At 43.8% G+C, this 12,597-nt stretch carries 10 protein-coding genes; 8 read left to right on the forward strand and 2 right to left on the reverse strand.

Annotated features, from left to right (window positions below):
- Window positions 1-20 precede the first annotated feature (20 nt).
- Both L884_RS0101250 and metK read right to left on the reverse strand, forming a co-directional pair.
- Complete coding sequence (locus L884_RS0101250) at window positions 21-509, reverse strand: GNAT family N-acetyltransferase (RefSeq protein ID WP_051435484.1); 489 nt, start codon at window positions 507-509, stop codon at window positions 21-23.
- Between the two features lie 311 nt (window positions 510-820).
- Window positions 821-1,975 (reverse strand): methionine adenosyltransferase, encoded by a 1,155-nt coding sequence (gene metK, locus L884_RS0101255; RefSeq protein ID WP_028765780.1) that lies wholly within the window; start codon window positions 1,973-1,975, stop codon window positions 821-823.
- Window positions 1,976-2,478: 503 nt separating this feature from the next.
- On the opposite strand from metK, the gene tkt reads away from it, so the two are divergent.
- From tkt to L884_RS21540, 8 genes are all read left to right on the forward strand, one after another.
- Window positions 2,479-4,470, forward strand: a complete 1,992-nt coding sequence (tkt, locus tag L884_RS0101260; RefSeq protein WP_028765781.1) for a transketolase — start codon at window positions 2,479-2,481, stop codon at window positions 4,468-4,470.
- A 210-nt stretch (window positions 4,471-4,680) separates the two neighbouring features.
- Window positions 4,681-5,703, forward strand: a complete 1,023-nt coding sequence (gene epd / locus L884_RS0101265) for an erythrose-4-phosphate dehydrogenase (protein WP_028765782.1) — start codon at window positions 4,681-4,683, stop codon at window positions 5,701-5,703.
- 135 nt (window positions 5,704-5,838) lie between these two features.
- On the forward strand, window positions 5,839-7,014 hold the full coding sequence (locus L884_RS0101270) for a phosphoglycerate kinase (protein WP_028765783.1): 1,176 nt from the start codon (window positions 5,839-5,841) through the stop codon (window positions 7,012-7,014).
- A 301-nt stretch (window positions 7,015-7,315) separates the two neighbouring features.
- Window positions 7,316-8,380 carry a class II fructose-bisphosphate aldolase gene (gene fba, locus L884_RS0101275; RefSeq protein ID WP_028765784.1) on the forward strand — a complete coding sequence of 355 codons (1,065 nt, stop codon included), beginning with the start codon at window positions 7,316-7,318 and terminating at the stop codon, window positions 8,378-8,380.
- A 160-nt stretch (window positions 8,381-8,540) separates the two neighbouring features.
- Complete coding sequence (locus L884_RS0101280; protein WP_028765785.1) at window positions 8,541-9,281, forward strand: DUF481 domain-containing protein; 741 nt, start codon at window positions 8,541-8,543, stop codon at window positions 9,279-9,281.
- Between the two features lie 329 nt (window positions 9,282-9,610).
- A complete protein-coding gene (locus tag L884_RS0101285) occupies window positions 9,611-10,348 on the forward strand; it encodes a winged helix-turn-helix domain-containing protein (protein WP_028765786.1) in 738 nt (245 codons plus the stop codon).
- A 4-nt stretch (window positions 10,349-10,352) separates the two neighbouring features.
- Window positions 10,353-10,868, forward strand: a complete 516-nt coding sequence (locus L884_RS0101290) for a hypothetical protein (protein WP_028765787.1) — start codon at window positions 10,353-10,355, stop codon at window positions 10,866-10,868.
- A gap of 260 nt (window positions 10,869-11,128) precedes the next feature.
- A complete protein-coding gene (locus L884_RS21540) occupies window positions 11,129-12,556 on the forward strand; it encodes a hypothetical protein (protein ID WP_051435485.1) in 1,428 nt (475 codons plus the stop codon).
- Window positions 12,557-12,597: the final 41 nt, after the last annotated feature.

Genomic DNA, 12,597 nt, shown 5'->3' on the forward strand with positions numbered 1-12,597 from the left:
GGCCTCAAATAAAACGACAGCTATCGTTCAATAGCACCAGTAAATCCCATTAACACCAACCTCTCATCATCCCCCTGATACTTCAAAAACAACTGCGCAATATCATTGGGTGCTGATGTCACAGCGCTAAACCCATGTTGTGTGTAAAACCCTTCTAAATGGGCTAGGGCAAAAATGTAAGTTTTGCCATCACAAATAACGGATGCCAGTTCTCGCATCAACTGATGCCCAACACCTTGGTCACGAAAATCGGGATGCACCAACATGCCGGTTAAAATGGCTAACTGGCCAATAGGTCGAATACGGGCACTGGCAATGATTTTAGAAAGAGTAATGCTTGAGCAAGAGGCGCCAGAAGAAGATAGTTCAGCGTCGTTAGCCGAAGTGCAGCTCCCTTGGGTTAACACGCAGACAGATTCTTTCTGCAACAAGCGTGCATAAGGCAGGTGCTTACGATAGAACTTCTTCACCTCGATACGCTCATCAGGCGCTAACCAAGTTAATTGCACTGTGTAACTACCTCATTCTTAGTCTGTATAGAGCTGGAAATATTATGCTGTACATTGATAGTAATCAGAGTGATACAAATGAAGCAAGTATACGCAGCAGGGATGCTGCGGTTAAGCCCTCAGGGATGAGTTAATGGCGTCTTGCGTAGTTGTGTCACTCTGATACACAACTTAATATTGCTAATAGCAGACACAACGACGATTGTTTGCCGTCCATGGCAACTCGTCATAAATGTTCCAGACATAAAAAAACCGCCCTTAGGCGGTTTTTATTAGCGTTGAACCAGCAACGCCTTAGCAATCGATAACGATTACAGACCAGCGTCAGCGCGTAGTGCGTCAACCTTGTCTGTTGCTTCCCATGGGAACTCGTTACGACCAAAGTGACCGTATGCTGCAGTCGCTTGGTAGATTGGACGAGCTAGGTTCAACATTTCTGTTAGACCGTATGGGCGTAGGTCGAAGTGACGACGTACTAGATCGATTAGTAGCTCTTCAGCAACTTTAGCAGTACCGAAAGTTTCGATGCTGATTGATGTAGGCTCTGCCACACCAATTGCGTAAGACACTTGGATCTCACAACGGTCAGCTAGGCCAGCTGCAACGATGTTTTTCGCTACGTAACGTGCTGCGTATGCTGCACTACGGTCAACTTTTGATGGATCTTTACCAGAGAAAGCACCACCACCGTGACGCGCCATACCACCGTATGTGTCAACGATGATCTTACGACCTGTTAGACCACAGTCACCTACTGGACCACCGATAACAAAACGGCCAGTTGGGTTGATGAAGTATTTAGTGTCTTTAGATAACCATTTAGCCGGTAATACTGGCTTGATGATGGTTTCCATTACACCTTCAATTAGGTCTGCTTGAGTTACATCTTCGCTGTGCTGTGTAGATAGAACTACCGCATCGATACCAGCAATGCTGCCGTCGCTGTTGTATGCAAAAGTAACTTGGCTTTTCGCATCTGGGCGTAACCAAGGCAATGTTTTGTCTTTACGTACTTCAGACTGACGCTTTACTAGCATGTGCGAGTAAGTGATAGGTGCAGGCATGAATACGTCAGTTTCGTTGTTGGCATAACCAAACATTAGACCTTGGTCACCAGCGCCTTGCTCTTTAGGATCAGCACGGTCAACACCTTGGTTGATGTCAGGAGACTGCTTACCAATCACGTTTAGGATTGCACAAGAATCTGCATCAAAGCCCATGTCTGAGTGAGTGTAGCCAATGTCACGTACTGTTTTACGGGTGATCTCTTCGATATCAACCCAAGCAGAAGTGGTGATTTCGCCGCCAACCATAACCATGCCAGTTTTGACATAAGTTTCGCATGCTACACGAGCTTTTGGATCTTGCTCCAAAATTGCGTCAAGTACCGCATCAGAAATCTGATCGGCGATTTTATCTGGATGACCTTCTGAGACCGACTCAGAGGTAAACAAGTGCTTTGCCATGATGGAAAATCTCGTCTTTATACAATTCGAATATGTAGAAGTATCTACATCTAGACGGCTATTCTAGTGGAAAATGGCCTTGATAACACCCCCTTCGCTAAATTTTGTGCGGTCTCTCGCGCTATTTATTTTATAGGTGCATCATGAATGTAATTTATGATTACGTCTATCTAGCTGTAATTATTACTGATTTACAGATTAAGCTAAGCAGTGTTCTGTACAAAAAAAGATAAAAATTTAGCTTTTTTGCTTCGATTTCAGCGCTAAACAGCAACGAGGATAAACTTAAGCACTAATATTAGCTTAGTTAAAATTGTACAAGCTTTATTCAAGCTGGTTGTAAGTAACAATATTTTTAATTGTTGGTGAATTAAATTTGCGTCCTACAGCCTAGTAGGCGAAAATATGGCTCCCTAATTTGTGTGTGGAGGGAGAGTGGCTATAAAGCTACCGCCTTTCACTCAATCTAAGCCTCAAAACCTCAAAAACAAGCAGGAGAGAGCATGTCATCTCGTAAAGAACTCGCAAACGCAATCCGCGCACTGACCATGGATGCTGTTCAAAAAGCCAATTCAGGTCACCCAGGTGCACCAATGGGGATGGCTGATATTGCTGAAGTGCTATGGAATGATTTCCTAAAGCACAACCCTAACAACCCTGACTGGGTTGATCGTGACCGCTTTATTCTTTCTAACGGTCATGGCTCTATGCTTATCTACTCTTTGCTACACCTAACAGGTTATGCATTGCCAATGGAAGAGTTGAAAAACTTCCGTCAGCTTCACTCTAAAACACCAGGTCACCCTGAATACGGTTACACACCAGGTGTTGAAACCACCACTGGTCCATTAGGTGCTGGTATCAGTAACGCAGTAGGTATGGCGATTGCTGAAAAGACATTGGCTGCACAGTTCAACAAGCCTGGTCATGACATCGTTGATCACTTCACATACTGCTTCCTAGGTGATGGCTGTTTGATGGAAGGTATCTCTCATGAAGCATGTTCATTAGCAGGAACTCTAGGTCTTGGTAAGCTAATCGCATTCTGGGATGACAACGGTATCTCTATCGACGGTCACGTAGAAGGCTGGTTCACTGATGATACGCCTAAGCGTTTTGAGTCTTACGGCTGGCACGTAATTGCTAACGTAGACGGTCACGACAGCGACGCGATTCGCGCAGCTATCGAAGAAGCTAAGTCAGTTACTGACAAGCCAACAATGATCTGCTGCAAAACCACTATCGGTTTCGGTTCTCCAAACAAGTCTGGTAGCCATGACTGTCACGGCGCGCCACTAGGTGATGCTGAAATCGCTGCTGCACGTGAATTCCTAGGTTGGAACCACGCTGCATTTGAGATCCCTGAAAACGTATATGCGGGTTGGGATGCTAAAGAAGCGGGCGCTGCTCGTGAAGCAAGCTGGAATGAGAAGTTCGCTGCTTATGAAGCTGCCTTCCCAGAATTGGCTGCAGAATACAAGCGCCGCGTAATCACGGGTGAGCTACCAGCTGACTTTGAAGAAAAAGCACAAGCTTTCATTCAAGAGTGCCAAGATAAAGCTGAAGGTATTGCTAGCCGTAAAGCATCACAAAATGCGATTGGTGCATTTGGTGCAATCCTACCTGAAATGTTAGGTGGCTCAGCTGACCTTGCGGGTTCTAACCTAACGCTTTGGTCTGGTTCTAAAGGTATCCAAGACGATCCTGCTGGTAACTACATTTTCTACGGCGTACGTGAATTTGGTATGAGCGGTATCATGAACGGTGCATCACTTCACGGTGGTTTCATCAACTACGGCGCAACTTTCATGATGTTCATGGAGTACGCACGTAACGCTGTTCGTATGTCAGCATTAATGGGCATTCAAAACATCTTCGTTTACACCCATGACTCTATCGGTCAAGGTGAAGATGGTCCTACTCACCAGCCAGTTGAGCAGTTAGCTAACCTACGTATGACACCAAACATGAACGTATGGCGTCCATGTGATGCGGCAGAAACTGCAGTATCTTGGAAGAATGCGATTGAGCGTCGTAACGCGCCTACCTCGCTAGTATTTAGCCGTCAAAACCTACCAGCACAAGCACGTACTGCTGAGCAGTTAGCAAACGTAGCTAAAGGTGGTTATGTACTAAGTGATTGCGCTGGCACGCCAGATCTAATCCTTATTGCAACAGGTTCTGAAGTACAGCTAGCACTTGATTCTGCTGCTGCATTAACTGAGCAAGGCAAGCAAGTACGTGTGGTTTCTATGCCATCAACTAACGAGTTCGACAAGCAAGACGCAGCTTATAAAGAATCAGTACTACCAAGTGCTGTAACTAAGCGTGTTGCAATTGAAGCGGCTCATGTTGACTACTGGTACAAGTACGTTGGCTTTGGTGGTGCTGTTGTTGGTATGACTACCTTCGGCGAATCTGCTCCAGGCGGCGACTTGATGAAGCACTTCGGCTTCACGGTTGAAAACGTTGTTGCAACTGCTAACGCTCTATAATCGGTTAGCATGTTAAAGCAAGCGATACATCGGCAAGTCATTCGAGTTTTACAACCGAAAAATTTAGTTGATGTATCGCGCTATCGCTCAACGATACAGAATATTTGTTTAAGTATGTTTAAACTTAAACTTTTATGATACAACGGCTTACCTATTGAGGTAGGCCGTTGTTGTATCACCAACTAGCTGTTAAAGGAAGATTAAGCTTACATGATCAGAGTCGCTATAAATGGCTACGGCCGCATTGGTCGCTCAATTCTTCGTGCTGTGTATGAATCTGCAAAGCGCGATCGCATTCAGATTGTGGCGATTAACGAGTTGGCAAAACCAGAAGCGATGCTTCATTTAACTCAGTACGACACCACCCATGGTCGTTTCCATACCGAGGTAAAGCTCGAAGATCAGCATATGCTTATCGGCGATGACGCCATCAAGCTGTTGCATGAGCCGGATCCTGAAAACCTACCTTGGCAAGAGTTAGGTATAGATATTGTTTATGAAGCGACGGGCGTCATTAACAGTAGAGATGAGTGTGAGGCGCACATAAAAGCAGGCGCTAAACAAGTGCTCATCAGCCATCCATCATCCCATGATGTTGATGCCACCATAGTTTATGGTGTGAACCACCTATTATTGCAAGCTGAGCATACTGTGGTATCCAATGCTTCTTGCACCACTAACTGCATCGTGCCAGTGATTGATGTTTTAGATAGACACTTTGGCGTTAAAAGTGGCGCCATCACCACAATCCACTCGGCAATGAATGACCAACAGGTTATTGATGCATACCATGATGATTTACGTCGAACCCGTGCTGCAGGGCAATCGATTATCCCGGTTGATACCAAACTTGCCCGTGGTATCGAGCGTATTTTGCCGCACATGAAAGACAAGTTTGAAGCCATCTCTGTGCGGGTGCCTACGGTTAATGTCACAGCAATCGATCTTTCCGTGACGCTTAATAAACGCGTCGACATCGATACAGTTAACCGAGTGCTTAAACAAGCAACTGAAGGCTCTTTCTCTGGCGTTGTTGGTTTTACTAATGCGCCTTTAGTCTCTTGCGATTTTAATCATGATCCACGCTCGAGCATTGTCGATGGCACTCAAACCCGAGTCAGTGATGGTCATTTAGTGAAGTTATTACTCTGGTGCGATAACGAGTGGGGTTTTGCTAACCGCATGCTCGATACCAGTTTAGAGATGATCCGCGCAGTACGCGAAGCGCAATAAGGGTTAACCCATTTTGATGCTGACTGAGTCTTGCTGAGCCTGACCCCGTCAGCGGTTTAGCTGTTTGAACAAGCTTTTACTTTAGAATTTAACTTTAATTTTTAACTTTAACTTAGATAGTAAGGAAGCATAAACATGGCGATTCTTAATATGCAAGATCTTGATCTTCAAGGTAAGCGCGTGCTTATTCGTGAAGATCTTAACGTACCTGTAAAAGACGGCGTGGTGACGAGCGACGCACGTCTACGCGCATCTCTACCGACGATTAAGCTAGCACTTGAAAAAGGCGCTGCAGTAATGGTGATGTCACACCTTGGTCGTCCAACAGAAGGCGAATTCAATGCCGAGTTCTCAATGCAGCCTGTGGTTGATTACCTGACGAATGCACTTGATTGCAATGTGCGTCTAGCAGCTGACTACCTTGATGGTATTGAAGTGGCTGTGGGTGAAGTGGTTGTGTTCGAAAACGTACGTTTTAATGTAGGTGAGAAGAAAAACGACGAAGCACTTTCTAAGAAGATGGCTGCACTTTGTGATGTATACGTAATGGATGCATTCGGTACCGCGCACCGCGCTCAAGCATCTACTCACGGTGTAGGCCTTCATGCGCCAATCGCTTGTGCAGGTCCACTGCTTGCAGGTGAGCTTGCAGCGCTGGGTAAAGCACTTGATAACCCTGCTCGCCCAATGGTTGCAATTGTTGGTGGCTCTAAAGTGTCAACTAAGCTAACGGTACTTGAAAGCCTTTCAACTAAGGTTGACCAACTTGTAGTGGGTGGCGGCATTGCTAACACTTTCGTTGCTGCAGCAGGCCACAAAGTGGGTAAGTCACTTTATGAAGCTGACCTTATTGAAGAGGCTAAGCGCCTCGTTGCCAATGCACAAAGCCGTGGTGGTGATATTCCAGTACCAACAGATGTTGTTGTAGCTGGCGAATTTAGCCCTACAGCCGCTGCGACACTAAAAGATGTTAGCGCCGTATCTGATAGCGATATGATTTTTGATATCGGTCCTGATAGCGCTGAAGCCTTGGCTGAAATCATCAAAAATGCTGGCACAGTTGTATGGAACGGCCCTGTAGGTGTATTTGAATTTGACCAATTCGGTGAAGGTACTAAGCGTATTGCTCAGGCCATCGCAGAATCAAATGCATTTTCTATTGCTGGTGGCGGCGACACTCTTGCAGCAGTCGACAAATATGATATTGCTGACAAAGTGTCTTATATTTCAACAGGTGGCGGTGCTTTCCTTGAGTTTTTAGAAGGTAAAGAACTACCAGCAGTTGCTATGCTTGAAAGCCGTGGTCAGTAATTTATTACAAATTAGGCGCAAGCTTACAAAATAATTACCAAACTGTTTGTTGGCGGGCTTTAAATCGACATTTGTCGGGGTTACACTAGCCGCCAACAAAAATAGTGCTGTAAACGGCGTATAACAGCAACAATAACAAGCCTATAAAAAAGCTGTGATGACGCTGTGCAAAATACTCAAACTGAAAAAGTAACCGCTGTAGCGTTAGTCTTTTTGTAATACTGACAACGTTAGAGCATAAAAATCCATCCAAACGATAGTGACCTTGGTGAGGCGACTCACCCTATTATTGGAGTAAAAAATGGCCTTAATTTCCCTACGTCAAATGTTAGATCACGCAGCAGAACACGGATATGGTGTTCCTGCGTTTAACGTGAACAACCTTGAGCAGATGCGTGCAATTATGCAAGCTGCTGAAGCAACAGACAGCCCTGTTATTGTTCAGGCATCTGCTGGTGCACGTAAGTATGCACGTCCTCAGTTCCTTAAGTATCTAATGGCAGCTGCACTTGAGCAGTATCCAGATATTCCTGTATGTATTCACCAAGACCATGGTACAGATCCTGATATTTGTCAGCGCTCTATCCAGCTTGGTATGTCATCAGTAATGATGGACGGCTCACTAATGGCTGACGGTAAAACACCTGCGTCATACGAGTACAACGTTGATGTAACTCGTCGCACCGTTGCATTTGCTCACGCTTGTGGTGTGTCTGTTGAAGGTGAAATCGGTTGTCTAGGTAGCCTAGAGACAGGTATGGCAGGTGAAGAAGACGGTGTTGGTGCAGAAGGCGTACTTAGCCACGACCAACTACTTACTACGCCTGAAGAAGCGGCACGCTTTGTTGCTGACACACACGTTGATGCATTAGCAATCGCAATTGGTACTAGCCACGGCGCGTATAAGTTTAGCCGCAAGCCTACCGGTGACGTGCTACGTATCGACCGTATCAAAGAGATCCATGCACGGATCCCTAACACTCACCTTGTAATGCACGGTTCGTCTTCTGTACCGCAAGAGTGGTTAGAGATCATCAACCAATACGGTGGTGCTATCCCTGAAACTTACGGCGTACCATTAGAAGAGATCGTTGAAGGCATTAAGCACGGTGTGCGTAAGGTTAACATCGATACCGATCTACGTTTAGCATCAACAGGTGCGGTACGTAAGTTCCTAGCTGAAAACCCAGCTGAATTCGACCCTCGTAAATTCTTAAAAGCGTCAATGGAAGCAATGGCTGATATTTGTACGACTCGTTACGAAGCGTTTGGTTGTGCGGGCATGGGCTCTAAGATCAAGCCTAAGTCACTTCAAGCTATGTACAAAGCTTACCAGTCTGGCGAACTTGATCCACAAATCAAGTAACTGACACTGTTACGTTAGTACGCATTTTAATGCTAAAAATACCTGCCTAGTGCAGGTATTTTTTTATTTATCGACTTGTATGCAACATTTTCAATTTTGGGTCTTAAATGTTAATATTGCGCCGATTTTTAGGGAACTTGGTGAACGGAGTACGATAAATATGAAAAAAATGCTTACAGCTATGGCCGTGGTGCTGGCAACTCCTTTTGCTGCGCAGGCGGGAGCTGACTTTGTTGAAGGTGATAAGACTTTTGCAGGTGAGGCTGAGTTAGGTGCGACACTAACCACAGGTAACACTGATACCTCTTCAGTTAAAGCACGCCTTAAGATGATGCAAGAGCTAGGTAACTGGGAAAACGTTTACCTATTAGAAGGCTTATATAAAGAAGATACCGATGAAGTCACTGCAAAGCGATACTATGGTGGCGTTCAAGGTGATTATAAGTTTGATGAAAAGAACTATATGTATATCACGGCTAACTATGAAGTCGACCCGTTTACTGGTTACGATTATAAAGCGGTAGCATCTGCGGGTTATGGTCATAAGTTTATCGATAGCGGTGATATGTTCCTTAGCGCTGAAATTGGTCCAGGTTATATCTATAAAAAGCTAGATGACGAACAAAGAGCAATACTGGGCTATGATAATGAAGATAGCGTTGTGGCTCACGGTGCGATGAAGTTTACTTATGACATTAGTGACAGTTCGCGTTTTAGTCAGTTATTTGTTGCCGATTACGGTGATAGCTTTGAAGGTCGCTCTGAAACATCAATCACAGCCAATATAATTGGTGCATTAGCAATGAAATTTGCCGTGATTGTGCGTTATAACGATTCACCGCTAGATGATAAGAAAAGTACAGATACTGAAACCAACATGACATTGTTATACGCATTTTAAAATTGTTAACAAGCTCAAGGCGGTAACTGTTCATTTTTTGACACTTAATGGTTAACTGTAAATGTTAATGAGTATAAGGCATCGATAAGATGCCTTTTTGTTTTGTTTGTGATTCGCTTTAGTTTTGCATCTGTTTGTTTTTAATGCGTTTTGCAACCTTTTGTTTTCAATCGTATCGGTTTGTTTCTTTTAAGTTTTTAAAATTGATAACATTTATGTGCGAGAACTCACGAAAGTGGCAACAGCTCGGCTAAACGCTAATTAAATCGCGGACTCAGGCAAAGAATAACAGTAAACTGTTGCTCAGTTATTTTGTTAGAGTTGTTAACGTGTATATAGGTCCATATCGATTCGACCTCGAGTTAAGAGAGCTTATCCATACTCGCTCCGAATCAGTATCATCATTCAAATTATCAGACATAGAATACTTAGTGCTGCATCAGCTGATGCAGGCACGTGGTCAAGTAGTGTCTACAGAATCGATGTGTGATCAATTCCTCCCTAAAAAGGTTAGCCATCAAGATATTGCTACGGCAGTGAACAACATTAAGCGCTTTTTGGGGCGTGAGCATGCAAGCTGGATAGAGAATATCACTAAGCAAGGTTACTTGCTGCATGCCAAAGCCAAAGCAAAACCAATGCTAACCTGTGCGTTAAGTGGCATATCGATAAAAAATTATCTGCTTTGCTTAATTCTTGGGATCTTACTTATTATCTTTTTAGCAATGAACCTGACAACAACTTCCGATATTAGCCTTTCGATGCCTGATAAAGTGGCTATCAAAGGGACTGAATCAATCTTAGTGCCGATTTATGGTTTAGATGAAGACAAAGATAAATATCACACTCGAGTGAAAGAGTTAGCGTTAAAGCTTGCTAATTGTAAGCAGGTTAAATGGCAACGGGTTTATGTGGCGCCGTCAAATGACGGCAACAAGCTTGAGTTTGTTATGAATAACTTAGCTGATGATGGTAAAGCCTGTGCCAATCTAAAAGTGAAAAATGTGGGTGAAGATTGGCACTTTATTGATGATGCTTGGCTAAAAGAGGCAGGCATTTGTGAGTAAGTTAATGAAGAAAAATCCTTTTGCGGGTTTTAAGGCAACGCCGATATTAGCGACCCTAACCTTGATTTTTGCTATGTGTATTTTTCTTGATCATACTGTGGATGATGATAGAAATACCAGTTTGCACTGTATAGCCAGTGCTTATCGGGTTGGTAGTGGTTTTGAGGATAGCCAGCAGTTACACATCGAGAATACTGGCCGTGGTGTAAACGTATCAATGAGCTATTACCAAGGTGATAAGCTTACCAATAAGATTAGCGCAGTGGGAACTGTAGAAAAGATTAAAGCGCCAATTTTGACTTACGCAATAGATTTGTCTGCGGGTCAATACGCTAAAGGTTTATTGCAAGCTGCCCCAAGTGAAAGCCTACAAGAGGCTATTACGCTAGCGAAATACATGGTTGAAGATAACGATAGCGAGCCGTTTTTAGTCAAGGTATTAGAGATGAATAAAGCGGCAGGTATGGTGACAATTCAAATCGAGCCTGGCAATAGCTTATGGGTGTGCAAAATTAAGTAACTTCTGTAATTTCTGCTGTGTAAACTGTTTCAATATCCGCCGTTGGCCTAATGCATTGGTTCAACGGCTTACGCACTATAGCGCCGAGTCATCTGCGCTACTCAATTAAACTGCTATGTAAAAGCATTATAGATAAAGTATTCTTATTAGTGTGCAGCAAACTCCGTCTTTATATAGGGTCAAACGCTGCATTCACCATCTAGTCATTAGAGTTATAACATTTTACATCACTTGATGTTATTCGATTAAATAAGGTGTCTGTGTCTAAAGTCAGAATTAAGCAAGAAGAGTCATTGTCGATTAAGTTTCTACATCAGATGGAAGCGGGCGATAACCGTAAATTAGATCTGTACTTTTTCCTGCCTAAAGAGATGGGGATCAATCCGCAAAGTCTCAATGAAGATGAATATTATCATTCATCAATTACTGGACGTCGTTCTTATTACTCGTCGGGACTTCACCTTCCTTTGGTGCAAAGCCGGTTTGCTAGCCAGAAAAAGCGCACTGTGGAAGAGTTTAGGTTGTACCTAAACTTATTCGCTTATCAATTTGCAGTTGCCATTGAAACTGACTGCAAAGAGCTGGGACAAGTTGAAGACTTTGAGCTGTTTTATAGTGCACTTGATGAGTTAAGCGAGCAGGTGGTGCACTTACTTAAGCGCTTTAGACGTAACGAGCCTAGTGATGAAAAGTGGAAGTCATACTTTGAGAATGCCGATAACTATCTATCTTGGTTTTGTGAGCAGCGGTTACTAAAACTGTTGGCTCATGCGCCGCGCACTAGCGACTTTAATGAGATTAATGACCGAGTATTGAACTTATGTCGGGCGGAAGCAGCCTATCGTAAAGAGCGTAACTATAACTCATCGCAAACGGTTAAAGATCCTAACCGTATTGCCAATAAGATGCTGTTGTTAAGACGGCTTATTCAACAAGGTGTGGTACTTAAAGAAGATTTAAAAACCTTAGGTGTTGGCCTAAAGAAAATGACCACAGGTATTGCCACTGCTATGGTGATGTTAGTGGTCTCGGCGCTGATTATTAAGGCTCAGGGCTTTTTTAGTGGCTTGACCATAGCGTTAGTACTAACCTTAGCGGTGATTTATGGCTTTCGTGAGATCTTTAAAGATGATATCCGTAATGCGTTATGGCGAATCATCCAAAAAGGCCGCCCGCGTTGGAGTCGTGCATTAAGTGATACAACCAGCAAAACGACTATTGCACGTCAGTTAGTTTGGCTCGAATTTATGCGCAAGAAAGAGCTGCCAAAAACCGTAGCTGAGATTATTACTAAGCGGCATAGCCAGAATAAAGTAGACGCAGAGATCTTGCATTACGGCATTCAGACTCGGGTATCGCAAAAAGATTTCTTGTCGGGTTACTCAACGATTCAAGAGCAGGTGAACTTTAGTTTTGTGCCGTTTGCACGTAACTTAGAGCGTGGAAAAGATAAGATCTATAAAGAGCATGATGGCAAGATCAGTAATGAATCCGTTGAGCGCCGTTACCAAGTGAATCTTGTTTTAGTGCTGAAAGAGGGCAAGCAAGCGCCACAATATGCGCGTTATAAAATCACTATGAACCGTTCTGCCATCATTGAGATCATTGAAAGCGATCTGCCTTCAGGGGTTGAAAACATGGAGGATGAGCCATTCAAGGATGAACTCGCAGATAAGTTGAATACTTGATAGACAAAAGGCCCGTGAACGGGCCTTTTTGCTGTTGTTAA

It is taken from the genome of Shewanella fidelis ATCC BAA-318, from assembly GCF_000518605.1.
Lineage (GTDB): Bacteria > Pseudomonadota > Gammaproteobacteria > Enterobacterales > Shewanellaceae > Shewanella > Shewanella fidelis.